This window comes from Streptomyces sp. NPDC001492 (assembly GCF_053597275.1).
Genome location: NZ_JBSFHW010000047.1, coordinates 57,506 through 79,534, shown reverse-complemented (window position 1 = coordinate 79,534; position 22,029 = coordinate 57,506). Strand labels below are relative to the sequence as shown.

The window sequence follows — 22,029 nt, the reverse complement described above, 5'->3', positions numbered from 1 at the left end:
TCTCCTTGCCGTGCGTGAAGGCGGCCTCGCACAGGAACAGGTCGGTGTCGCGGGCGAGCCCCTGACGAGGCCCGGTTTTCAGGGGCGCGGGGAACTGCGCGAAGCGCCCCGCATCATGAAAGACATGCGTGCTGCCCGCCTCATCAAAATGGTGCTGCTCCTCCAGTCCCGGCCCTCCATGACCGCCGCCGAGCTGGCGCGCGAGCTGGAGGTGTCCGAGCGGACGGTCACGCGGGACGCGCAGGCGCTGTCCGAGGCGGGCGTACCCGTGTACGCCGATCGCGGCCGGGCCGGCGGGTACCGGCTCATCGGCGGGTACCGCACCCGGCTGACCGGGCTGGCGCGCGGTGAGGCCGAGGCGCTGTTCCTGTCCGGTGTGCCGGGGGCGCTGCGGGAGATGGGGCTGGAGGACGCGGCCTCGGCGGCCAGGCTGAAGGTGTCGGCGGCCCTGCTCCCCTCCCTGCGCGACGCCTCGAAGACCGCCGCGCAGCGCTTCCACCTGGACGCACCGAACTGGTTCACGCAGCCCAAGGCACCCGAACTGCTGCCCGCCGTCGCCGATGCCGTGTGGGACGACCGCCGGATCACCGCGCGCTACCGGAGCCGGGAGGCCGAGGTGGAGCGGGAGCTGGAGCCGTACGGGCTCGTGCTGAAGGCGGGGGTCTGGTACGTGTGTGCGCGGGTGGCGGAGGGCGAGGGGCCTTACCGCGTCTACCGGATCGACCGGTTCACGGCGGTGGCTGCCTCCGCGGAGCGTTTCGTGCGCGAGGAGGAGTTCGACCTTCCCGCCTTCTGGGAGGAACGGGCCGAGCAGTTCGCGCGGTCGATCCTGCGGGCCGAGGTCGTGGTGCGGCTGTCGGCCGCAGGCGCCCGGCAGCTGCCGTACGCCGTCGATCCCGCCTCCGCCCGGGAGGCGCTGGCGGCCGCCGGCGCCCCGGACGAGGGTGGCTTGGTCACGGTCACGCTCCCCGTGGAGTCCGAGGAGGTCGCCCATGCGCAGCTCGCGGGGCTCGGCCCCGAGGTGGAGGTGCTCGCGCCGGACAGTCTGCGGGCGCGTTTCGCCGACGATGCCAGACGGCTGGGCCTGCTGTACGGGACATAACAATCCGCCGCACTCCACGTGCGTCCCACCCGCCCAGGGCCGATGCTGGACCCGTGATGGAAGAGTCGGAGTTCTGGGAGCTGGTGGACGCCGCCCGCGAGGCCGCCGAGGGCGACCCCGAGGAGCAGGCGGACCTGCTGGTGGAGCGGCTCCTGGAGCTCGACCCGGAGACGGTCCTGGACTTCTCCCGGCATTTCGAGTCCCGCTACAACCGGGCCTACAGCTGGGACCTGTGGGGCGCCGCCTGGGTACTGCTCGACGGGGCGAGCGACGACGCGTTCGACTTCTTCCGGTGCTGGCTGATCGGTCAGGGGCGGGAGGTGTACGAGGGCGCCGTGCACCACCCCGACGCTCTGGCCGACCTCCTGGACGACTTCGACGAGGAGATCGACGGGGACGGGGAGGAACTGGGCTACGCGGCGGACGAGGCCTACGAGCAGCTCACCGGGACCGTCGCCCCCGATCTCGGCATCCCGGCCCCGGCCTCCGAGCCGGAGGGCACACCGCTCGACTTCGAGAACGAGCGGGTGCTGGCGGAGCGCTATCCCAAGCTGTGGGAACGCTTCCGGGAGTGACGTTCACATCCGTGCAACGAGGGGGACCATGGCTCGAATCCCGTACCCGGAGCGGCCGTCCGACGCCGTCGCCCGGCTGCCCGTACCGCTCAACGCCTTCCGCATGCTCTCGCACGCGCCACCGCTGACGGGCCCGACGATCGAGCTGGGCCTGGCCGTGCTGCGCGAGTCGACGCTTTCGGTCCGGTTGCGCGAGCTGGTCGTGATGGCCGTGGCGGCCGCGACGCGGTGTGCTTACGAGTCCGCCCAGCACCACCCGATCGCCCTGAACGCGGGGGTGACGCCCGAGCAGCTCGCGGCGGTCGCCGAACGGCGCGCCGACGGGCCGGAGTTCGACGAGCCCCAGTCGGCGGCGCTGACCGCGGCCTTCGAGCTGGTGTCCCGGCACACCCTGTCCGAGACCACACTGGCGGCTCTCCGCGCCTCCTTCACCGACCGTCAGGTGACCGAGATCGTCACCACGACCGGCTACTACGTCATGCTGGCGGGCCTCATGAACGGGCTCGGAGTGGACGTCGACCCGTCCGGGGAGCAGTTCCTGGGGCTGGTGGGCGGCGACCCCGGATGAAGGCCAGGCCGGACACCGGCGCGTCGGCGGCTCCGCCTCGCGATGCCCACGCCGCTCGCGCCGGCCCGCCCGCGTTTCTGCCGGGGTCCTGGGGTCGTCCCCGGGAAATGCAGCACCGACCGCTGCGCGGGGCGCTGGCACCGCGCTGGGAGCGGTCCCTGCGGACGTCCGAGTTGGGGGGCGTGCGCGTCGGCTGGGGGGCGGCCGCCGACCTTCCCGAGTTCCAGCGGCTGTACACCGCGACCGCCGCCCGCGACGGCTTCAAGTCCCGCCCGCTGGACTACTTCCGGCGGATGTGGAAGGCGCTGAACACGGAGGACGACGACCGGCTGCGGCTGTATCTCGCCGAGTACGACGGCGAGGTGCTCTCCGCCGCGCTCATGATCAACGTCGGCCCGCGCGTCTGGCACTCGTACGCCGCGTCCGGCCGCCGGGGGCGTGAACTGCGGCCCAGCAGCGCGCTGTTGTGGCGGATGCTGTGCGACGCGCGGGCGGCGGGGGCCGCCACGTACGACCTGCGTTCCGTCACCCCCGTCCTGACCGGGAACCGGCTGCTGAACCGGCTCCGTTTCAAGACGGGCGCGGGCGGCCGGGCGGTGGAGTACCTCGGGGAGTGGGAGCTGCCGGTGGGCAGCCAGGGCAAGGTGCTGCAGCGGGCGCTGGGGGCGTATCTCGGGCGAAGGTGAGGCTGTCTTGATGTGCGGCTGTGCCGCGCGGGTGCCGCTACGGCGTGCGGCCCTGCAGCCGCGCCGCCAGCTGTCTGATCCCGGGGAGGCGGGCGGTGAGGGCCAGGCCGGGGCAGCTCGTCATGTACGCGTCCTTGTGGGCGGCGAGGGCGGGGAGGGTTGCGGTGGTGCCGGAGGCGTAGCGGCTGAGGCTGTTGCTGGAGACCAGGCGCGCATCGGCACGCGGGTCTATGTCGGCGAGGCCCAGTTTCCAGGCGGCGAGGGCGGCTATCGCGTCGGTCATGGCCTGCGGGACGGCGGTGCCCGCGGTGAAGGTGCCGAGGGCTGCGATGCCTGCCGTGCGGTGGTTGAAGCCCTGGGTGTGGGCGCCGGTGACGGGGCGGTCGACGCCCCCGGCGCGGCCCTCGTAGACGGTGCCGCAGCGGTCGACGAGGAAGTTGTAGCCGATGTCGTCCCAGTTCCGGACGCCGGTCTGGCCCGCGTAGAGGTAGCGGATGATGCGGGGCGCCTCGGCGCAGTCGTAGTCGTTCGGCGAGTCGGTGTGGTGGACGAAGACCGCGAGGACCTTGTCGTCGTAGCGCGGGGGCGGCTGGGCGTGCCGGGCGAGGGAGTCGAGCCAGGCCGACCGGGGCACGATCCGCGGCCTGGGCGCGGTGTGCGGCGCCGCGGGGCGGGGGGCCGCGACGGGCGGCCGGGGCTTCGCGGCCGGGTGTCCGACGCCGTCGGCGCACAGGAGCAGTCCGAGGGCCGCGGCCAGGCCGGGCAGGCAGGCGAGCAGCAGGCGCGGGACACCGGGCCCCGCCGCGGCGCGAGCGTCCCGGGGTGCTCGCGATCTTCGGACGCGCATGCTCCCACTCTCGGCCGCATCCGCTCCGTCCGCGATGTGTGCTGTGCCACCCGGTGGAACCATCGTCCTGGTCCGGGGCGTTTCTCCTCATGCACGCGCGCGTGGCTGATCACTGGGCCCGTCCCGCGCGTACTAAGAGGTCTGAGAGAAAGGCGGCTCTGTGGACCTGCTCGACATCCTGCTGTCGCTGGTGGTCGTGGCCTACGCGGCATCGGGCTACCGTCGCGGACTGGTGGCCGGCTGTGTCTCGCTCGCCGGGTTCGTCGGCGGCGCGGTGCTCGGCGTGTGGATCCTGCCCTGGATGATGGACCTGGTGACAGCGGGCACGACCCGGGCGACCGTGACCGCGGTGCTGACCGTGCTGCTCCCGGCCGTGGTGGGGCACGAGCTGGCGGGGCGCCTCGCGCTCAGGCTGCGCCGGGAGCTGGACCGGGGGCCGCTCAGGGTGGCCGACGGGGTCGGCGGGGCCGCGGCCAACTCGGCCGCCGTACTGATCGTGGCCTGGGTCGCCGCGAGCGTCCTGGGCGCCTCCTCGTCACCGCTGCTCACCTCCGCGATCCGGGACTCGGCGCTGCTCGGTGCCGTGCAGGACGCCATGCCGGACACCACCCCCACCTGGTTCTCCCGGGCCACCTCGGCGCTCACCCAAGCGGGCTTCCCGCAGGTGTTCAACCCGTTCGAGAACGAGTCGACGGCCGAGGTCGCCAAGCCCACCGGCGACAGCGTCACGGCGCGCGCCACCAACGCGGCCAAGCGCAGCACGGTGAAGATCGAGGGCGTCTCCGGCACCCAGGGGCGCGAGGGCAGCGGCTTCGTGTACGCCCGCGACCATGTGATGACCAACGCGCACGTGGTGGCCGGAATCGACGACCCGAACGTGCGGATCGGCGGGGTCGGGCGGTCGTACGAGGCACGGGTGGTGCTCTTCGACCCCGACAGGGACGTGGCCGTTCTGTACGTGCCCGGGCTGGGCGCGCCGGTGCTGCGGTTCGACGACGGCGCCGCGCGCGGCGACTCGGCGGTCGTGGCCGGCTATCCGCAGGACGGCGACCTCGACCTCCAGGCGGCGACGGTCGCGAACCGGGTGCGGGCGACCGGCCAGAACATCTACAGCGACGCCATGGTGACCCGCGAGATCTACTCGATCCGCTCGACCGTCCGCCCCGGCAACTCCGGCGGCCCGCTGCTGACGACCGACGGCCGCGTCTACGGTGTGGTCTTCGCCCGCTCGACATCCGACAACGAGACGGGTTACGTCCTGACGGCGGCGGAGGTCGCCTCCGACGCCCGGCGCGCGGCGGACGCGACGGCCTCGGTGGACACGGGCGACCTGGTCACCTCCTAGGCCGGGTCAGAGACTGCACCCCATGAGCACGTCGTCGACGTACTCGCCCTCCAGCAGGAACTCTCCGGGCAGGATCCCCTCGACGACGAACCCCTCGGCCTCGTACAGCTTGCGGGCCGGGGTGTTGTGGCCGAGGACGCGCAGCGTGAGCCGGCGCGCCCCCTGATTGCGGGCCTCCTCCCGCACCGCCCGCAGCAGCGCCCGCCCGACACCGGCGCCCCGTGCCTTCTCGGCGACGACGAGCCCCTGGATCTGCCGGACGTGGGCGTTGCAGGCGAGCGGGGTCGGACGGGCCAGCCGGATGTAGCCGACGACCTCCCCGTCGAGCTCCGCGACCAGATGGTCCCGGGGCCCGAACCGCTCGTTGTAGAAGGGCTCGTAGGGCTGTTGGGGGCGCGGTTGCACGGAGTGCAGGGGGGACCAGGTGACACGGTCGAGGCGCCCCAGCGTCTCCTCGTCGCCGAGCGTTGCGTGGCGTATGAACGGAACCGGCATGACGGCAACCTTATGAGTCCTCCGAGCAGAATGGGCCCATGGAACGTTCCCGAATCGCGGTGGCCGGTGCGTCCGGGCTCATCGGTGGCGCCCTGGTGCGGTCCCTGACCGCGGACGGGCACGAGGTGGTGCGGCTGGTGCGCCGGGCGCCCCGGGTGAAGGACGAGGTCCGCTGGGACCCGGAGGGCGGGCGGGTGGATCCCGCGGTGCTCGCCGGGTGCGACGTCGTGGTGAACCTCGCGGGCGCCGGTGTGGGCGACCACCGCTGGACGGACGCGTACAAGACGCGCATCCGGAGCAGCCGGGTGCTCGGCACCGCCGCGCTGGCCGAGGCGATGGCCGCGCTGGACGAGAAGCCGCGGGTGTTCGTGAACGGCAGTGCGATGGGCTACTACGGCGAGACCGGCGACCGGGCGGTCGACGAGAGCGCGCCGCCCGGGACGGGGTTCCTGCCGGAGCTGTGCGTGGTGTGGGAGGGCGCCGCGGCCCCCGCGCAGGAGGCGGGCGTACGGACCGTGTTCACGCGGACGGGTCTCGTGGTGGCCCACGGCGGCGGCGCCTGGGGCCGGCTGTTCCCTCTGTTCAAGGCGGGCCTCGGCGGTCGTATGGGCGACGGCCGCCAATACTGGTCGTACATCGCGCTGCACGACGAGGTGGCCGCGATCCGTCATCTCATCGACACCGACGGCCTCTCCGGGCCGTTCAACCTCACGGCCCCCACCCCGCTGACGAACCGTGAGATCACCGCGGCCATGGGCCGCGTCCTGCACCGCCCGACACTGTTCGCCGTCCCCGCACCCGCGCTGCGGACCGTACTCGGCGAAATGGCCGGAGACGTGCTCGGCAGCGCGCGGGTGCTGCCGAAGCGCCTGCTGGAGTCGGGCTTCACCTTCACGTTCCCCGACATCGAAGGAGCCCTCAGAGCGGCGCTCGCGAAGCCGTAGGGCGCACGCCGCACCGCCGCTGGAGTCCGGCTTCGCGGTCGCGTTCCCGGACATCGAAGGGGCGCTCCAGGTCGCGCTCGCGGAGCCGTAGGGCTCGGGCGGTCCGGAGGCGCGATAACGAAGGCGTGACCGTATGCGACCGCTGTGCGACCGTGCCCTGTTCATGCGCGACTGCACTTGACCGATCGCAGCCCTAACCTCGACCCGAACTCGGGTATCCCTGGAGCCAGTTGGGGGCATGACGTCTCCACCGGCCGCGCAACCTCGAGGAGGGGCACGTGCTTGAGCCCGCGTACCAGGCGGACGTCGTGATCGTGGGAGCCGGGGTTGCCGGACTCTCCGCGGCGCATCGGCTGACCAGCGCAGGAGTGACCACCGCGGTCCTGGAGGCCGCCCCTTGCGTGGGCGGCCGCATGTCGACGGAGAAGGTCGACGGATTCCGGCTCGACCGGATCGGCCAGCTGCTGTCCACGGCGTATCCCGAGCTACGGCTGACGCCCGGCCTGGACGCGCTCGTGCTGCGCCCGTTCGCGCCCGGCGTCCTGCTGCACAGCGACGGACGCCACCACCGCGCGGGCGCCCCGGCGGCCGCGGGGGGCGCAAGGGGCGCACTCCATGCGGTACGCGCCCTGGCGAGCGCCCCCGCCAGGGGCACCCCGCGGACCACCGCCCCGCTCGGCACCGCCGTGGACCAGGCCCGCCTCGGCAACGCCCTGTCCCGTCTCGCCGCGATCCCCGTCGAACGTCTGCTGTCGCGCCCGGAGTTGCCCGCCGCCCAGGCCCTCACGGCCCGCGGTGTCCCCGCCCGCACGATCGACAGCTTCCTGCGCCCGCTGCTGGCCGCCCTGCTCTGCGACCCGGAACTGACCACCTCCAGCCGCTGCGCCGACCTGGCACTGCGCGCCTTCGCCTGGGGGCGCCTGTGTCTGCCGGAGGGGGGCGCCGAGATGCTCCCGGAACTGCTCGCCCGAACGCTGCCGCCGGGCACGGTCCACACGGGAGTCCGCGTCACCTCGGTCTCGACCAGCTCGGTCACGACCGCCGAACACGGCGTGATCCGCTGCCGGGCGGTCCTCCTGGCGACGGACGCCCGCGCCGCCGCCGACCTGCTGCCCGGCCTGCGCGTACCGGACTTCCACCCGCTGACGGTCCTTCACCACACCACGGACGAGCCCCCGGCCACCGGCGCCTCCCTCCTCCTGGACGCCGACCGCGGCGGCCCCGTCGCCCACACGGCGGTCGTCAGCGCGGTGGACCCCGGCCGCGCCCCCGCGGGCCGCGCCCTCATCTCCTCCACGGTCCTCGGCCCGCCCCCGCCGGAACTGGACACCGCCGTACGCATGCACCTCTCCCGCCTCTACGGCACCTCGACCGCCCGCTGGGAGACGCTGGCCGTCCACCACACCCCGGAGGCCGTCCCCGCCATGCGCCCACCGCACGACCTCCGGCGCCCCGTAAGGCTGCTGGCGGGCCTGTACGTCTGCGGCGACCACCGCGACACCAGCACGGTCCAGGGAGCCCTCCACTCCGCCCACAGGGCCTCAACAGCCATCCTCACGGACCTCGGGGCGGCGGGTTCGATGCACAGGGCAGACCCACCGAGCAGCACAGTCGAACAGGCGGCCTGAGCAGCGCCCCTTTAAGGGCGCGGGGAACGGCGCGATCAACCACAACGAACCCGCACAGACAACGCACCAACCGGAGTCACGGCGATGGCCTACCCAAGTGCCGCGACCTTGTCGCGATACCCCCGCACCGGCGCAGCATCCTTGTACGGCTCCAACCGCCGCTCGAACTCCCGCACATACTCCACCGCCCGCACCGACCGCATCTCCGCCGCGGCACTCGCCGCCTCCGCCCCCAGCGCACAGGCCTGGTCAAGCTCCCCCAGGCCCAGGCGGGCGGAGGCCAGCACCACCCGGCAGAACAGCCGACTCCGCGCATACGCGGGCGCACGCAACTGCAGCGACCGCTCCGCATGCTGCGCCGCCGCCCGGAACTGCTGCAGATCCCGGTGCGCGTGCCCGAACTCGTCCGCAAGCTGCGCCTCGTCGAAGAACCGCGCCCAGTAGGGCACTTCGTCACCGGATCGTGCGGCCTCCAGGGCCCGCTCCGCCCGTACCAGCGAGGCGGTGCAGTTGCGCACCTCGCCGAGCACCCCGTGACCGCGCGCCTCGGCCGCGTGCAGCAGCGCCTGCACCACCGGCGGGGCATTGGTCCCTACGCCCTGCTGGGCGACCCGCGCCAGCTGCACGGCCTCCCGTCCGTGGCCGAGATAGACGGCCTGGCGGCTCATGGTGACGAGCACGTACGAGCCGTACGCCCGGTCCCCGGCCGCCTGGGAGAGCCGCAGGGCCTGCACGAAGTAGCGCTGCGCAAGCCCGTGCGCGGCGATGTCGTACGACGTCCAGCCGGCGAGCCGGGTCAGATCGGCGGCCGCGCCGAACAGCCGCCGCCCCGTCTGCTCGCCGTAGGTGCCGCGCAGCATCGGCTCGCACTCGTGCTCCAGATAGCGCACGAGGGCCTGGCGGGCGTGGCCGCCGCCGTACTTGTCGTCGAGGGTGCGGAACAGTTCGCCGACCGAGCGGAGGGCGGCGATGTCGCCGGCGGTGACCTTCTGACCGGGGCCGCGCTCGGCCTGGCCGCGCTGGCGGGGCACCGTCGGGCGCCCTTGAGCGGGGACCTTGGCCGGCTGTTCGCCGCGGGCGACCTTGTCGTCGGCGCGGCCGATCAGCCAGTCGCGGCTGGGCACGACGAGACCGGCGGGCGTGAACGCGATCTTGCGGAGCTCGGCGTGCGAACCGGAGTCCTTGCGCCACAGCCCTCCGACGATGTCGACGGCCTCCTCGGGGGCGGCGGCGAACTCGAGCCCGGCGTACACCGGCGCACAGGCGTCGAGGCCGAGGTCCTGAGCGGTGAGGCGGCGGCCGAGGCGGCGGGTGAAGACCTCGGCGATCAGGGCGGGAGTGGTGCCGCGGGGCTGCTGCCCGCGCAGCCAGCGGGTGACCGACGTCTTGTCGTATCTGAGATCAAGCCCGTGTTCGAGGCCGAGCTGGTCGACTCGGCGGGCGAGACCCGCGTTGGAGAACCCGGCTTCTGCGATGAGCGCGGCGAGCTGGCGGTTGGGAGTGCGCTGCGCGGGTCGTTCCGTCATCTGCGGTGCGGTCTCCTGCCTTTCGGGCCTCCAGGGACCACTGCCGGCCCTGTGTGCCCGGATTGCCTGTGAGCAGCCCTTATGGCCTCTGTGAACGGCGCGAATGTAGCGGAGAGTGAGCAGGTGATCGCACACTTCGACCCTCGTTCATCCGATCGTGTGAGGATTGGCCGCGCGGCTGACGCGGGACGGTCGGTCGTACAGTGGCGTAGGCGCGTTTCGTGCCTTACGACCTTCTAGGGAGGCGCTTGCCGTGAGTGAGCTGCGGTTCGTCCGCATGGGATTCGGTGCCGAGGCTGTCGAGTACCAGGCGGCGTGGGACGAGCAACGCCGGGTGCACGCGGCGCGGTTCGCCGACGAGATCCCCGACACCGTCCTGCTGCTCGAACACCCTCCGGTCTATACGGCAGGGCGGCGCACGGCCGACAACGAGCGGCCCCTGGACGGCACCCCCGTGATCGACGTGGACCGCGGCGGCAAGATCACCTGGCACGGCCCCGGACAGCTGGTCGGCTACCCCATCCAGAAGCTCCCGCGCCCGGTGGACGTGGTCGCGCACGTACGACGCCTGGAGGAGGCCCTGATCCGCACCTGCGCGGAGTTCGGGGTGGAGACCACGCGGGTCGAGGGCCGCAGCGGCGTGTGGGTGCTCGGCGACCCGGTGGAGCAGCGTCCGTCGCTCGGCGGGCTGTCCCTGGACTTCGACCCCCGTCTGCACGACGAGGAGTTCGACCCGCGGATGAACGGCCCGGAGTACGCCCCGTCCAACGCGGGCCAGCGCCGCGAGGACCGCAAGATCGCGGCGATCGGCATCCGCGTGGCCAAGGGCGTCACGATGCACGGCTTCGCGCTGAACGTGAACCCGGACAACCGGTGGTTCGACCGCATCATCCCGTGCGGCATCCGTGACGCGGGCGTCGCCTCGCTGGCCGCCGAACTCGGCCGGGACGTGACGATCGCCGAGGTGCTGCCGGTCGTGGAGCGGCACCTGACCGACGTACTGGAGAACGCGGACCTCAAGCCCAGGGTGATCGAGAAGACACCGGCAGCCTGAACACCGCCGAAGGCTTTCAAATCAACGGGCGTACCCTTGAGCACGCCGAAGAATCAATCGCTAGGGAGCCGGTCGTGTCCGCAGTCGCACCCGACGGACGCAAGATGCTGCGCCTGGAGGTCCGCAACAGCCAGACCCCCATCGAGCGCAAGCCCGAGTGGATCAAGACCCGGGCGAAAATGGGTCCCGAGTACACGAAGATGCAGAACCTCGTGAAGAGCGAGGGCCTGCACACGGTCTGCCAGGAAGCCGGCTGCCCGAACATCTACGAGTGCTGGGAGGACCGCGAGGCGACCTTCCTCATCGGCGGCGACCAGTGCACCCGGCGCTGCGACTTCTGCCAGATCGACACCGGCAAGCCCGAGGCGCTCGACCGTGACGAGCCGCGCCGCGTCGGCGAGTCCGTGGTCACCATGGACCTGAACTACGCCACCATCACCGGCGTCGCCCGCGACGACCTGGAGGACGGCGGCGCCTGGCTGTACGCCGAGACGGTCCGCCAGATCCACCAGCAGACCGCCGACCGCGAGGCCGGGCGGACGAAGGTGGAGCTGCTCGCCCCGGACTTCAACGCCGTCCCCGAGCAGCTCGAAGAGGTCTTCTCCTCCCGCCCCGAGGTCTTCGCGCACAACGTCGAGACCGTGCCCCGGATCTTCAAGCGCATCCGCCCCGGTTTCCGCTACGAGCGCTCGCTGAAGGTCATCACGGCCGCCCGCGACCACGGGCTCGTCACCAAGTCGAACCTCATCCTCGGCATGGGCGAGACCCGCGAGGAGGTCAGCGACGCGCTGCGGCAGCTGCACGAGGCCGGCTGCGAGCTGGTCACCATCACGCAGTACCTGCGCCCGTCGGTGCGCCACCACCCCGTCGAGCGCTGGGTCAAGCCGCACGAGTTCGTGGAGCTGAAGGAGGAGGCCGAGCAGATCGGCTTCTCCGGCGTGATGTCCGGCCCGCTGGTCCGGTCCTCCTACCGGGCCGGCCGGCTGTACCAGATGGCCGTCGAGAAGCGTGGCGCGTACGTCGCTTCGCAGGCCGTCTGACGGTCGCACGACCCTTCGCCAGATGGCACGGAGTGCCACTACTTCGTGTGAAACTGCGCACAAGAAATTACCCGCCGGTAACGGCTGATTCGACGCGGTCCTGACAGTCCTCGCAGATGAGGGCACACGTCAGGGCCGCGTCGGCGTTTGCGCTCGTCGCATCAAGGCTTCATGGGTGTTTGACCGGTCGGTCACGCCCTGGTAACACCAATCAGTGACGCTGGACTCACGCCACGTACATCCGCCCCAGTGCCCGTATCCCGAGGGGGGACCTCCATCATGCAGGCCGCGCCGGTTCGCGCCACCGCCATCCCGTCGTTCACCACTGCACTGCGTGCCGTCGAATCGCTGCTCATGAGCAGCGGTCAGCGCACCGCCCGTCGTAACGCCTGGACCTCCGTCCTGGAGGACCGCCGCCGTGCCAAGGACCGGGTCGAGGCCCAGCGCGTCATGGAGCAGAGCCTCGTCGTCCGCCCCTGAATCCCACCCTCCGGACAGTGCCGTCGTACGGCGCTCCCGGGGCCACGTAGACTTCGTGGCATGGCGAGGAAGGAACCTGCAGCGGACGCTGCGAACCCCGGGCGACTGAAGCAGATCGCTCTGACCTACAAGATGACCCGCAAGGCCGACAAGAAGATCGGTCTTGTACTCGCGGCTGTCGGCATCGGCATCTTCGGTGTTTTCCTCGCGATCGGTTTCTTGATCGGTCACCCCATCTATCTCGGCATCCTGGGCCTGCTGCTCGCCTTCCTCGGAACGGCGATCGTGTTCGGGCGCCGGGCTGAGCGGGCGGCCTTCGGGCAGATGGAGGGCCAGCCGGGCGCGGCCGCGGCGGTCCTGGACAACATCGGCCGGGGCTGGACGACGACGCCCGCGGTGGCGATGAACCGCAGCCAGGACGTGGTGCACCGGGCCGTCGGCAAGGCCGGCATCGTCCTGGTCGCCGAGGGCAACCCGAACCGGGTGAAGAGCCTGCTGGCCGCCGAGAAGAAGAAGATGAACCGCATCGTCGCGGACGTACCGGTGCACGACGTCATCGTCGGCACGGGCGAGGGCCAGGTCGCGCTGAAGAAGCTGCGGACCACGATGCTGAAGCTGCCGCGGGTGCTCACCGGGCCGCAGGTGACGGCCACCAATGACCGGCTGCGGGCCATGGGCGACCTGATGAGCAACATGCCGCTGCCGAAGGGTCCGATGCCGAAGGGCATGAAGCTGCCGAAGGGTGGGCCCAAGGCCCGCTGAATTCGCTCCTACGACGAAGGGGGCGCCCGAAGCAATCGGGCGCCCCCTTCGTCGTAGGGAAACGTCTTTCGTCTGCGGCATCGCCGTGGCTGGTCGCGCCCACGCGGCGCAGCCGCATATCGACACAGCCCCGCACCCCTTTGGGGCGCTCCTCAGCCGCGGACTTCGACCGTGCGGGCCAGGCGGTCGTGCAGACCCCTGCCGTCGCGGTCCCAGATCAGGGCCGGGATCGCGAGGCACAGCAGGGCCGTGCGGAGGGTGGCGCGCAGGGGGCTGGGCCGGCCGGTGTCCAGGGCCACCACGCGGAGGCCGAAGAGGCGCTTGCCGGGGGTGAAGCCGATCGTGCCGACGGTCAGGACGCCGAGCAGGAAGAAGACGAGCAGGGCCCAGTTGCCGGTCGCCTGGTTGTAGCCGTGAGTAATAAGACCGTATGCGATCAAGAGGCACAGGCCCCAGTCGACGAACAGGGCGCCGAACCGGCGGCCCGGGCGGGCGATCGAGCCGGGTCCCTCCTCGGGCAGACCGAGCTGCTGACCGCGGTATCCGAAGTCGACACCGGCTTCCTCTGCGGCCGCGCGGGGGCCCGAGAGCCATGAGCCGATTGCATCCCTGTTGTCCACGCGTCCACGGTACTGCGCCCGTTTCGCGATACGGACAGGTGGGGTACACCGGACTGGGTCCGGTTAACTTGTGCGAAACAAATGGGTCACGCCCGAGAAATCACCCGTCCCTAGTGTCGGGGACAGCGTGTGCCACCGCACTGGCCGCACGAACGAACTACCACCCCGGCAAGGCGGTCGGGAGTAGGAGGAGCTGGATGTTCCAGAACGCCGACGAGGCCAAGAAGTTCATCGCGGACGAGGACGTCAAGTTCATCGACGTCCGCTTCTGCGACCTGCCGGGCGTCATGCAGCACTTCACGGTGCCCGTCGAGGCGTTCGACCCGGACGACGAGCTCGCCTTCGACGGATCCTCGATCCGTGGTTTCCAGGCGATCCACGAGTCCGACATGGCCCTGCGCGCGGACCTGTCGACCGCCCGTGTCGACCCCTTCCGCCGTGACAAGACCCTCAACATCAACTTCTTCATCCACGACCCGATCACGGGCGAGCAGTACTCCCGTGACCCGCGCAACGTGGCCAAGAAGGCCGAGGCCTACCTCGCGTCGACCGGTATCGCGGACACCGCGTACTTCGGTCCCGAGGCCGAGTTCTACGTCTTCGACAGCGTCCGCTTCGCCACCTCGGCGAACGAGAGCTTCTACCACATCGACTCCGAGGCCGGCGCCTGGAACACCGGTGCCCTCGAGGACAACCGTGGTTACAAGGTCCGCTACAAGGGCGGCTACTTCCCGGTCCCGCCGGTCGACCACTTCGCCGACCTGCGCGCCGAGATCTCCCTCGAGCTCGGCAAGGCCGGCCTTCAGGTCGAGCGCCAGCACCACGAGGTGGGCACCGCCGGCCAGGCCGAGATCAACTACAAGTTCAACACGCTGCTCGCCGCGGCCGACGACCTCCAGCTCTTCAAGTACATCGTGAAGAACGTCGCCTGGCGCAACGGCAAGACCGCGACCTTCATGCCGAAGCCGATCTTCGGTGACAACGGCTCGGGCATGCACGTCCACCAGTCGCTGTGGAGCAACGGCGACCCGCTGTTCTACGACGAGGCCGGCTACGCGGGCCTGTCGGACACCGCCCGCTACTACATCGGCGGCATCCTCAAGCACGCCCCGTCGCTGCTGGCCTTCACCAACCCGACGGTGAACTCCTACCACCGTCTGGTCCCGGGCTTCGAGGCGCCGGTGAACCTCGTCTACTCGCAGCGCAACCGTTCCGCGGCCATGCGTATCCCGATCACGGGCTCCAACCCGAAGGCCAAGCGCGTCGAGTTCCGCGCGCCCGACTCCTCCGGCAACCCGTACCTGGCCTTCTCGGCCCTGCTGCTCGCGGGCCTGGACGGCATCAAGAACAAGATCGAGCCGGCCGAGCCGATCGACAAGGACCTCTACGAGCTGGCCCCCGAGGAGCACGCGGGCGTCCCGCAGGTCCCGACCTCGCTCCCGGCCGTCCTCGACTCCCTCGAGGCCGACCACGAGTTCCTGCTCGCCGGTGACGTCTTCACCGCCGACCTGATCGAGACCTGGATCGACTTCAAGCGCGCGAACGAGATCGCCCCGCTGCAGCTGCGTCCGCACCCGCACGAGTTCGAGCTCTACTTCGACGTGTGATCGACGCCTGTCCCAGGCACAGCGCCCGCGCCTCCGCTGTCGTACGACAGCGGGGGCACGGGCGTATGTTCTATTCTGCCTCTGCCGATGACACGACACGGGGGTGGACGGGATGCCGGAGCACGAACACGACGACCAGGAGCGCGAGTTCGACCTGAGGTGGGCGGACGACGCGCAGCACAAGGAGCCCTCCGCGCGGGCCCGGATGCTGGCCGCGCGGTGGAGGGAGAATCCGCCGGAGCCGCAGCCGTTCCGTGCGGATCCCGACCCGGTGGCGCCGCGGCGGTCCTCATGGGTGTCGACGGCGATCGTGCTGGGCAGTGTGGCGGCGATCATCGTGCTGCTCGGGTGGGCGCAGTTCCGGGCCCCGTACTAGAGGCCTCTCACAGGGACCTTTTGCGGCTCCTAGAGCCGTTCGGGACCACTTCATGGCGGTGCGCGGGTGCACACTGGACAGCGGGACGAGTGCCTGACTGCGGGGTGATGGCAGATGCAGAGCCGCTTCCGGAGCGACCGGCGGTTGACCGTGCGGATGACGGTCACGATGTTCCTGCTCGGGTTGCTGTACGTGGCGTTCGTCGCCGCGTTGATCGTGTTGCTGAAGTCGTGGCTGCTGGTCGTGGTGCTGGTGGCGGCGATGTTCGTCGCGCAGTTCTGGTTCTCCGACCGGATCGCGATGTTCGCCATGCGCGGGCGGGTCGTGGAGCGCGAGGAGTATCCCGAGCTGCACGCGGTGGTCGACCGGCTGTGCGCGATCGCCGACATGCCCAAGCCGGTGGTGGCCGTGTCCGAGATGGACATGCCGAACGCGTTCGCGACCGGGCGCAACGCCGACCATGCGGTGGTGTGTGTGACGACCGGGCTGCTGCGGCGGCTGGAGCCCGCGGAGCTGGAGGGCGTGCTCGCGCACGAGCTGTCGCATGTGGCGCACAAGGACGTCGCCGTGATCACGATCGCGTCGTTCCTCGGCGTGATCGCGGGCCTGATCGTACGGTTCGCCTTCTACTCGCAGCTGTTCGGCGGGGGGCGCCGGGACCAGAACACCGCTGCCGTCTTCGCCGCGGTGATGGGTGTGTCGGCGGCCGTGTACGCGATCAGCTTCCTGCTGATCAGGGCGCTGTCGAGGTACCGGGAGCTGGCCGCGGACCGGGCGGCGGCGCTGCTCACCGGGCGTCCCTCGGCGCTGGCCTCCGCGCTGACCAAGGTCTCCGGCGAGATCGCGCGGATCCCGACCAAGGACCTGCGGACGGCGCAGGCCTTCAACGCCTTCTACTTCACCCCGGCGACCGGCAAGGAGCCCGGCATCGAGCGGTTCTTCTCCACGCACCCGAGTCTGGAGCAGCGGCTCGACCAACTGGGGCGGATCTCCGCCGAGTTGGGTGAGGCGGCAACACCCGGAAAGGGGTGACATGGGGCTCCTGGACATTCTGCTCGGCCGTACGAAACCGGTTCTGCCCGATCTCGACCAGCTGTTCGCGCTGCCGTCGGCGGCCGTGACCCTGGAGGCCGCGGCCGGTTTCACGCCGACCGGCACGGGCGCGGTGTGCTTCGCGACGGTCGAGGGCGGGGCCTTCGAGCAGACGCACCGGGAGGTCCAGGCCCTGCTGGACGCGGACGCCGACCGGGAAGGCCCTCCGGTGGAGCTCAGCCAGGACGAGTACGGCTACTCCTGGCTGGTCTCGCGCCGCTCCCCGGGCCGGCTGTCCGAGCTGGTCAACGATCTGCACGCGGTGAACAGCTCGATGGAGGTCAACGGCTTCGGGCCGCAACTGCTGTGCTCCCTGGCCGGTTTCCAGGGCGAGGGGGGCCGGCGGCTCGCGCTGGTCTATCTCTACAAGCGCGGCACGTTCTACCCGTTCGCGCCGCTGCCCGGCGGTGGGCAGCGGCGCGACAACGCGCTGGAACTGCAGGTGAAGGCGGCGCTCGCCGACGACCTGCGGATGGAGCAGGACCTGAGCCGCTGGTTCCCGTTGTGGGGCGCGCCGGGACTGTGACCGGCGCCTACCAGCGGTTCACGTCGTCTCACTTGCTCTTCTCGCGCTCCTGGCGGCGCGACTCCAGGGGGCGCTCGCGACGGTAGCGGCGCTCCCACTTGGCCTGCATGTCACGGCGCTTGCGGTAGGCCTGGTACGTGGCCGGCATCGACCCCGACGAGGATCCCCCCGACGACTGCGGGGACTGCGAGGCGGAGCCGCCCTTGGTGCCGCTGCGCCCGTACTGCGCGTACAGGAAGAGCACGGCGACCGCGGCCAGCCACCAGACGTGGTTTCCGAATCCTAAGAGCACCAGGACGGCGGTCCCGGCTATGACGATGGTGCCCATGACGGGCCTCCGAGTGGGCGTGGATGAGTGAGCGGTGATGGTTTTCCGTCCCGGCGGGGCGCTGGGGGAGGGGCGCCCGTCCGTCGGTGCGTAGAGAGTAGCCCCGAGTCCGCAGGGTGATGCCTGTCCTGCGGCAAGCGGTGGTGGGCAGCTCCGCGACGCATGTCCAGCGTAGGGAGGCGGTCACCGGGCGTGCATCCCGTTTTCCGGCTGCCCCGGCGTTCAGTCCGTCTGCAGGTCCAGCTTCCGTTCCACCACCTCGCGGGCCACCTCCGACAGACGGCGGCGGTGGGAGCGGGCGTGGGAGCGCAGGACGCGGAAGGCCTCGTCGACCGTGATGGAGTGCCGGGCGGCGAGGGTGCCCTTGGCCTGTTCGATGACGATACGGCTGTTCAGCGCCTGGCCCAGCTGGTCGGCCAGGGCCCGGGTCTCGCGCAGCCGGCGCTCCCGTTCCAGGGTCCAGCCGGCGGCGTCGGCGAGGGACTGCCCCAGCGCCAGGAGTTCGTGGAGCAGCGGAGTGCTGCCGGGGCTCAGCAGCACCAGGGCGCCCAGGGTGTCCTCACCGGCCTGGAGGGGCAGGGCGGCGACCCGGCCGTAGCCGAGTTCCACCGCCCGGGCCGTGTAGCGCGGCCAGTCCCGGCGGGCTCGTTCTCCGTCGAGGGCGGTGTCCGGCACCGGGAGGCCGGTGCGGCGGGCTTCCGACCCCGGTCCCTCGCCCCAGGTGGCGGCGGAGCGCGCCAGGTGCAGCAGTTCCCTGCCCGTGCCGGCCACCTCGGCACCACAGGAGTCGTCGGGGGCGTACAGAACGATCGCGTCGCAGTCGCCGAGCAGCTCGGTTCCGTGGGCGGCGAGGGCCGCGAGGAGCCCGGTGGGATCGGCGGCCTCCGTGACCGGGCTGGCGGCCAGGGCGACGAATGCCTGTGCCAACTGCTGCCGCGACGGGGATACCGTGCTCATCAGCTTCCCTTCGTCTCCCGGAACCGCTCGCGGCCCGGGTTCCGCAGTCTTCCCTGTGCCCGCCCGACGGCTCCCCGTTTCAGGCAAGTCGCAGCTCGCCCCGGACGATGCGGTCCGCGACGCCGTGCGCGGAGACGCCCTCGGAGAAGGCACGCGCCTTGATCAGTTCCAGTGCGTCACTCACCGAGCAGTCGAGCTGGACGGAGACCATGCCGGCGGCCTGGTGCACCAGGGCGCGCAGGTCCGTGCCGCCGTACAGTTCGGGGTCGCCGTCCGGGTTGAGGATCATGGTGCGGGTCAGGACGTCGGCCACCTCCGCGAAGGTGTCCGAGCCGGTCATGCGGGAGGCGGCGTCGAAGACGGTGAGGGCGCCGACGCAGGCGCCCTCCATGCTGAGCGGTACGGCCGTCACCTCCTCGATGCCGAGTTCGCTGACTGCCGGCCCGTAGCCGGGCCAGCGGTCGGTCATGCCCGAGCCGGTCGCCGTCACCGCCCGGACCTGCCGGGTCGCGTCCCGGGCCGGGCCCTCACCGAGCAGGAACTCCAGTTCCTGGGCGGCACGGGAGGGTTCGTCGGAGGCGGCCAGGGAGAGCTGGTCGAAGGTGGCTCCGACCAGCGTGAGGGCCGCACTGCGCGTGCCGCAGGCCGCCGCGACACCTGTCATGAACAGCGGCCGCGGAGTGCTCGTGGCACCCGCCCAGCCCGCGAGCCGGGCCGCGTGGCCCTCGTGGAGCCGGGCCGCGGTCTGATGACGGGACGCGGTCGAGTGGTGGAGGGCAGCGATCCGCAGGTGCACGTTCCTGCACACTTCGGTGATGGCCTCGGCGGCGAGGGCCTCGTGCCGTTCGGCGCTTCTGGTCTCCTGCGCGGAACCTACACGCGCCGCAGCGGCTTTCCGCTCCGCGGAAGCCATGGGGTCCGTGGACCCGCCCACAGTGGCCATACCGGAAGCCTACGCCCCGCCGGCTCAATCGGAGCCGTTCGCCCTGCCTTCTTCCATGAGCAGAACGACTCCGCCGTTGTGGGCGTCGAAGGCGCTGCACTGCACCATGCAGGTGATGGCTCGGCCCAGACGGTTCACGGACGGCACGGGCAGCGGGTCTCCCCGCCGTCCGCTGTCGATGCAGCGCTGGACGGTCTCGCGCAGCTTCTCCGTGGGCAGACCGAACTCGAGACCGAAGAAGGGCTGGTCGATGACCTCGTCGGGACGCAGGCCCCACAGGTCGACTGCGCCGCGGTTCCAGCTCTTGACCTTCAGTCCCTGGTCCAGGACGACGACTCCGGCGGCGATGGAGGTCAGCACGGCCTCCAGGAAGGTGCGGGCCTCGTCCAGCTCCTCGGTGCGGACCCGCATCTCCTCGTTCATGGTCTCCAGCTCCTCGTTGCCCGCCTGGAGTTCCTCGTTGGTGGTCTCCAACACCTCGTTGGTGGACTGGAGTTCCTCGTTGGTCGTCTCCAGCTCCTCGATACTCGACTGGAGTTCCTCGTTGGTGGTCTCCAACTCCTCGTTGGTGGACTGGAGTTCCTCGTACGCCGTCTCCAGGTCCTCACGTACGCGCTTGATCTCCGCCTTGAGCTGGGTGGTGACCGTGACGTCGGTGAAGGTGATGTAGGTGGCGGCGGTCATTCCGTCGACCCCGTTCAGGGGCTGGACAAGGATGTCGTAGTACTGCATCTCCTCGCCCGTCCGCCGCTCGGCGCCGTTGACGCGGAGGGTGCGGCGTTCGTGCGCGGCCTGTTCGATGAGGGAGCGCAGTTCCACGGGGCGGTAGGAGATCTCCAGGTCCTGGAAGGGGCGCCCGATGTCGTTCGTGGTGAGGCCGAACTGCACGCGCGCGTGGCTGTTGATCAGCAGGACGCTGCCGTCGGAGTCGACGGCCACGGCGGCGCTCGGGGTCGAGTCGAGGATGAGGTCGCGCAGCTGCCGGTGGCGGGCGACCGTGTGCAGTTCGCTGCTCAGGCCGCTCCTGATCTTCACCGGAGCGGGCTGGTAGGGCGCCGTGGCTTCGCCGGGGCGGCGTCGGAACACGCGCTGCCGCATGCTCAGGACCGAGAACCGGTCGGAGTCGTTGAGCAGCATCTCGGCCTTGCCGAGGAAGAGGAAGCCGCCCTCGCCGAGCGCGAAGTGGAAGCGGTCGACGATCTGCGTCTGCGCCTCGACGTTGAAGTACATCAGCGTGTTGCGGCACACGAGCAGGTCGAGGCGGGAGATCGGGGCGTCGCGGGTGATGTCGTGACGGCCGAAGATGACTCTGCGGCGCAGATCGGGGCGGAATGCGAAGCGGGCGCCGTTCTGCTCGAAGTACTTGTCGCGCAGCTCGGGCTCCAGCGGTGCGAGCGACTTGGCCGAGTACAGGCCGGAGCGGGCGTCGCGCAGCGCCTCGTCGTCGACGTCCGTGCCGTAGATCTTGACCCGCTCCAGGGTCTCGTCCAGGCCCAGCGCCTCGGCGAACATGATCGCCAGGGAGTAGGCCTCCTCGCCGCTGGAGCAGCCGGCGCTCCAGACCCGGATCTCCTCGCGGGAGCTGGTCCGGGCGAGCAGTTCGGGCAGTACCTCGCGCTGCAGGAAGGTCCAGGAGTCGGGGTCGCGGAAGAAGGACGTGACATTGATCAGGATGGTGTTGAACAGGGCGTTGAATTCATCGGCATTGGTTTCGAGCCGGTCGCGGTAGTCGCTGTACGTCTCGACGGCGACGTCCGCCATGCGCTTGCGGATGCGGCGGCCCAGGGACGAGCGCTTGTAACCGGTGAAGTCGAATCCACGGGCGTCGCGGAGGAAACCGAGGAGTCGCTCCAGTTCCTCGTCGGTCTCCAGGTCCGGCTGTCCTTCGCCCATTGCTGCCGCCACTTCTCTGCTACTGCCTCTCGGTCCCGACCAGTCCGCGGATCACCGCGGCGATCTCCTCCAGAGGTAGCACGAAGTCCACCGTCCCCGTACCCACGGCGGCCTCGGGCATGCCGCTGAACTCCGCGGTGGAGGGATCCTGCACGATCACGGTGCCGCCGCGCGACTTGACCGCGTCCACGCCCATCGCGCCGTCCCGCCCGGTGCCGCTGAGCACACATGCGATGGCCTTCGGTCCGTAGGCCCCCGCGACGGACTCGAACAGCAGATCGGCGGAGGGTCTCACGAAGTGCACCAGCTCGCTGTCGGTGAGGGCGACCAAGCCGCCGGGCCGGACCAGCAGGTGCCGGTCCGGGGGCGCGATGTACACCGTGCCGGGGCGGGTCTGCTCGTGGTCCTCGGCGAGCTTCACGGTCAGCGGTGTACGGCGGCCCAGGACGTCCGCGATGACGGTGCGGTGACGGGGGTCCAGGTGCTGCACGACCAGTACCGGGACTGGCAGGTCACCGGGGAGGGCGCCGAGCAGGACGACCAGGGCGTTGATGCCGCCGGCCGAGGAGGCGACGACGACGACTTCGAAGCCGTCGGACTGAGGTGCGGAGGACTGCACCTGGCCAGCCTAGGCC

The 22,029-nt window shown here is 71.0% G+C and carries 24 protein-coding genes; 15 read left to right on the top strand and 9 right to left on the bottom strand.

The window, feature by feature from the left end:
* Positions 1-124: 124 nt before the first annotated feature.
* The 4 genes from ACWC1K_RS40875 to ACWC1K_RS40860 all read left to right on the top strand — a co-directional run bounded on the left by ACWC1K_RS40875 (position 125) and on the right by ACWC1K_RS40860 (position 2,931).
* The gene (locus ACWC1K_RS40875; protein WP_450838223.1) at positions 125-1,102 is read left to right on the top strand and encodes a helix-turn-helix transcriptional regulator; all 978 of its coding nucleotides are present in this window, start codon (positions 125-127) and stop codon (positions 1,100-1,102) included.
* 56 nt (positions 1,103-1,158) lie between these two features.
* The gene (locus tag ACWC1K_RS40870) at positions 1,159-1,677 is read left to right on the top strand and encodes a DUF4240 domain-containing protein (protein WP_450838221.1); all 519 of its coding nucleotides are present in this window, start codon (positions 1,159-1,161) and stop codon (positions 1,675-1,677) included.
* Between the two features lie 28 nt (positions 1,678-1,705).
* The gene (locus tag ACWC1K_RS40865) at positions 1,706-2,245 is read left to right on the top strand and encodes a carboxymuconolactone decarboxylase family protein (protein ID WP_450838210.1); all 540 of its coding nucleotides are present in this window, start codon (positions 1,706-1,708) and stop codon (positions 2,243-2,245) included.
* A gap of 107 nt (positions 2,246-2,352) precedes the next feature.
* Positions 2,353-2,931: a lipid II:glycine glycyltransferase FemX gene (locus ACWC1K_RS40860; protein ID WP_450838208.1), complete on the top strand. Its 579-nt coding sequence runs from the start codon at positions 2,353-2,355 to the stop codon at positions 2,929-2,931.
* A gap of 37 nt (positions 2,932-2,968) precedes the next feature.
* On the opposite strand, the gene ACWC1K_RS40855 is transcribed toward ACWC1K_RS40860, so the two are convergent.
* On the bottom strand, positions 2,969-3,712 hold the full coding sequence (locus ACWC1K_RS40855) for a peptidoglycan recognition protein family protein (RefSeq protein ID WP_450838220.1): 744 nt from the start codon (positions 3,710-3,712) through the stop codon (positions 2,969-2,971).
* Positions 3,713-3,938: 226 nt separating this feature from the next.
* Between ACWC1K_RS40855 and ACWC1K_RS40850 the strand changes: the two genes are divergently transcribed.
* Entirely contained in the window at positions 3,939-5,123 is a 1,185-nt protein-coding gene (locus ACWC1K_RS40850) for a MarP family serine protease (protein ID WP_450838206.1), read from the top strand.
* A gap of 6 nt (positions 5,124-5,129) precedes the next feature.
* On the opposite strand, the gene ACWC1K_RS40845 is transcribed toward ACWC1K_RS40850, so the two are convergent.
* Positions 5,130-5,618 (bottom strand): N-acetyltransferase family protein, encoded by a 489-nt coding sequence (locus tag ACWC1K_RS40845; protein ID WP_450838204.1) that lies wholly within the window; start codon positions 5,616-5,618, stop codon positions 5,130-5,132.
* Positions 5,619-5,656: 38 nt separating this feature from the next.
* On the opposite strand from ACWC1K_RS40845, the gene ACWC1K_RS40840 reads away from it, so the two are divergent.
* Together ACWC1K_RS40840 and ACWC1K_RS40835 are read left to right on the top strand one after the other, a co-directional pair.
* The gene (locus ACWC1K_RS40840; protein ID WP_450838203.1) at positions 5,657-6,562 is read left to right on the top strand and encodes a TIGR01777 family oxidoreductase; all 906 of its coding nucleotides are present in this window, start codon (positions 5,657-5,659) and stop codon (positions 6,560-6,562) included.
* 278 nt (positions 6,563-6,840) lie between these two features.
* The gene (locus tag ACWC1K_RS40835; protein WP_450838201.1) at positions 6,841-8,190 is read left to right on the top strand and encodes an NAD(P)/FAD-dependent oxidoreductase; all 1,350 of its coding nucleotides are present in this window, start codon (positions 6,841-6,843) and stop codon (positions 8,188-8,190) included.
* An 89-nt stretch (positions 8,191-8,279) separates the two neighbouring features.
* On the opposite strand, the gene ACWC1K_RS40830 is transcribed toward ACWC1K_RS40835, so the two are convergent.
* Complete coding sequence (locus tag ACWC1K_RS40830) at positions 8,280-9,716, bottom strand: regulator (protein WP_450838199.1); 1,437 nt, start codon at positions 9,714-9,716, stop codon at positions 8,280-8,282.
* A 253-nt stretch (positions 9,717-9,969) separates the two neighbouring features.
* Here ACWC1K_RS40830 and lipB point away from each other — a divergent pair, with 253 nt between their 5' ends.
* The 4 genes from lipB to ACWC1K_RS40810 all read left to right on the top strand — a co-directional run bounded on the left by lipB (position 9,970) and on the right by ACWC1K_RS40810 (position 13,052).
* Entirely contained in the window at positions 9,970-10,770 is an 801-nt protein-coding gene (gene lipB / locus ACWC1K_RS40825) for a lipoyl(octanoyl) transferase LipB (RefSeq protein WP_450838197.1), read from the top strand.
* 74 nt (positions 10,771-10,844) lie between these two features.
* The gene (lipA, locus tag ACWC1K_RS40820) at positions 10,845-11,810 is read left to right on the top strand and encodes a lipoyl synthase (RefSeq protein WP_450838195.1); all 966 of its coding nucleotides are present in this window, start codon (positions 10,845-10,847) and stop codon (positions 11,808-11,810) included.
* A gap of 279 nt (positions 11,811-12,089) precedes the next feature.
* Positions 12,090-12,290, top strand: coding sequence for an SCO2195 family GlnR-regulated protein (locus ACWC1K_RS40815; RefSeq protein ID WP_450838194.1), 201 nt, complete (start codon positions 12,090-12,092; stop codon positions 12,288-12,290).
* Between the two features lie 60 nt (positions 12,291-12,350).
* Complete coding sequence (locus tag ACWC1K_RS40810; protein ID WP_351470106.1) at positions 12,351-13,052, top strand: DUF4191 domain-containing protein; 702 nt, start codon at positions 12,351-12,353, stop codon at positions 13,050-13,052.
* Positions 13,053-13,204: 152 nt separating this feature from the next.
* Here ACWC1K_RS40810 and ACWC1K_RS40805 read toward each other — a convergent pair whose 3' ends face one another.
* On the bottom strand, positions 13,205-13,672 hold the full coding sequence (locus ACWC1K_RS40805; RefSeq protein WP_450838192.1) for an RDD family protein: 468 nt from the start codon (positions 13,670-13,672) through the stop codon (positions 13,205-13,207).
* Positions 13,673-13,869: 197 nt separating this feature from the next.
* Here ACWC1K_RS40805 and glnA point away from each other — a divergent pair, with 197 nt between their 5' ends.
* The 4 genes from glnA to pspAB all read left to right on the top strand — a co-directional run bounded on the left by glnA (position 13,870) and on the right by pspAB (position 17,273).
* A complete protein-coding gene (gene glnA / locus ACWC1K_RS40800; RefSeq protein ID WP_351470112.1) occupies positions 13,870-15,279 on the top strand; it encodes a type I glutamate--ammonia ligase in 1,410 nt (469 codons plus the stop codon).
* Positions 15,280-15,391: 112 nt separating this feature from the next.
* Positions 15,392-15,655, top strand: coding sequence for an SCO2583/SCO2584 N-terminal domain-containing protein (locus ACWC1K_RS40795; protein WP_450838191.1), 264 nt, complete (start codon positions 15,392-15,394; stop codon positions 15,653-15,655).
* 114 nt (positions 15,656-15,769) lie between these two features.
* The gene (gene htpX / locus ACWC1K_RS40790) at positions 15,770-16,687 is read left to right on the top strand and encodes a zinc metalloprotease HtpX (protein ID WP_351470118.1); all 918 of its coding nucleotides are present in this window, start codon (positions 15,770-15,772) and stop codon (positions 16,685-16,687) included.
* A 1-nt stretch (position 16,688) separates the two neighbouring features.
* Entirely contained in the window at positions 16,689-17,273 is a 585-nt protein-coding gene (gene pspAB / locus ACWC1K_RS40785; RefSeq protein ID WP_450838189.1) for a PspA-associated protein PspAB, read from the top strand.
* 28 nt (positions 17,274-17,301) lie between these two features.
* Here pspAB and ACWC1K_RS40780 read toward each other — a convergent pair whose 3' ends face one another.
* The 5 genes from ACWC1K_RS40780 to ACWC1K_RS40760 all read right to left on the bottom strand — a co-directional run bounded on the left by ACWC1K_RS40780 (position 17,302) and on the right by ACWC1K_RS40760 (position 22,013).
* A complete protein-coding gene (locus tag ACWC1K_RS40780; RefSeq protein WP_450838187.1) occupies positions 17,302-17,601 on the bottom strand; it encodes a hypothetical protein in 300 nt (99 codons plus the stop codon).
* A 222-nt stretch (positions 17,602-17,823) separates the two neighbouring features.
* Positions 17,824-18,558 (bottom strand): GAF and ANTAR domain-containing protein, encoded by a 735-nt coding sequence (locus tag ACWC1K_RS40775; RefSeq protein WP_450838185.1) that lies wholly within the window; start codon positions 18,556-18,558, stop codon positions 17,824-17,826.
* Positions 18,559-18,637: 79 nt separating this feature from the next.
* Complete coding sequence (locus ACWC1K_RS40770) at positions 18,638-19,501, bottom strand: ANTAR domain-containing protein (protein WP_450838183.1); 864 nt, start codon at positions 19,499-19,501, stop codon at positions 18,638-18,640.
* A gap of 24 nt (positions 19,502-19,525) precedes the next feature.
* Complete coding sequence (locus ACWC1K_RS40765; RefSeq protein WP_450838181.1) at positions 19,526-21,394, bottom strand: CheR family methyltransferase; 1,869 nt, start codon at positions 21,392-21,394, stop codon at positions 19,526-19,528.
* Positions 21,395-21,413: 19 nt separating this feature from the next.
* Complete coding sequence (locus ACWC1K_RS40760) at positions 21,414-22,013, bottom strand: chemotaxis protein CheB (protein WP_450838180.1); 600 nt, start codon at positions 22,011-22,013, stop codon at positions 21,414-21,416.
* Positions 22,014-22,029: the final 16 nt, after the last annotated feature.

Bases quoted from the DNA above. Each gene is read 5' to 3' on its own strand.
- ACWC1K_RS40810 (WP_351470106.1), top strand. From the start codon at position 12,351: ATGGCGAGGAAGGAACCTGCAGCGGACGCTGCGAACCCCGGGCGACTG.
- ACWC1K_RS40775 (WP_450838185.1), bottom strand. From the start codon at position 18,558: ATGAGCACGGTATCCCCGTCGCGGCAGCAGTTGGCACAGGCATTCGTC.
- htpX (WP_351470118.1), top strand. From the start codon at position 15,770: ATGCAGAGCCGCTTCCGGAGCGACCGGCGGTTGACCGTGCGGATGACG.
- ACWC1K_RS40870 (WP_450838221.1), top strand. From the start codon at position 1,159: ATGGAAGAGTCGGAGTTCTGGGAGCTGGTGGACGCCGCCCGCGAGGCC.
- ACWC1K_RS40795 (WP_450838191.1), top strand. From the start codon at position 15,392: ATGCCGGAGCACGAACACGACGACCAGGAGCGCGAGTTCGACCTGAGG.
- ACWC1K_RS40770 (WP_450838183.1), bottom strand. From the start codon at position 19,501: ATGGCCACTGTGGGCGGGTCCACGGACCCCATGGCTTCCGCGGAGCGG.
- glnA (WP_351470112.1), top strand. From the start codon at position 13,870: ATGTTCCAGAACGCCGACGAGGCCAAGAAGTTCATCGCGGACGAGGAC.
- pspAB (WP_450838189.1), top strand. From the start codon at position 16,689: ATGGGGCTCCTGGACATTCTGCTCGGCCGTACGAAACCGGTTCTGCCC.
- ACWC1K_RS40860 (WP_450838208.1), top strand. From the start codon at position 2,353: ATGCAGCACCGACCGCTGCGCGGGGCGCTGGCACCGCGCTGGGAGCGG.
- ACWC1K_RS40875 (WP_450838223.1), top strand. From the start codon at position 125: ATGCGTGCTGCCCGCCTCATCAAAATGGTGCTGCTCCTCCAGTCCCGG.
- ACWC1K_RS40815 (WP_450838194.1), top strand. From the start codon at position 12,090: ATGCAGGCCGCGCCGGTTCGCGCCACCGCCATCCCGTCGTTCACCACT.
- ACWC1K_RS40765 (WP_450838181.1), bottom strand. From the start codon at position 21,394: ATGGGCGAAGGACAGCCGGACCTGGAGACCGACGAGGAACTGGAGCGA.
- ACWC1K_RS40830 (WP_450838199.1), bottom strand. From the start codon at position 9,716: ATGACGGAACGACCCGCGCAGCGCACTCCCAACCGCCAGCTCGCCGCG.
- ACWC1K_RS40780 (WP_450838187.1), bottom strand. From the start codon at position 17,601: ATGGGCACCATCGTCATAGCCGGGACCGCCGTCCTGGTGCTCTTAGGA.
- ACWC1K_RS40845 (WP_450838204.1), bottom strand. From the start codon at position 5,618: ATGCCGGTTCCGTTCATACGCCACGCAACGCTCGGCGACGAGGAGACG.
- ACWC1K_RS40865 (WP_450838210.1), top strand. From the start codon at position 1,706: ATGGCTCGAATCCCGTACCCGGAGCGGCCGTCCGACGCCGTCGCCCGG.
- ACWC1K_RS40840 (WP_450838203.1), top strand. From the start codon at position 5,657: ATGGAACGTTCCCGAATCGCGGTGGCCGGTGCGTCCGGGCTCATCGGT.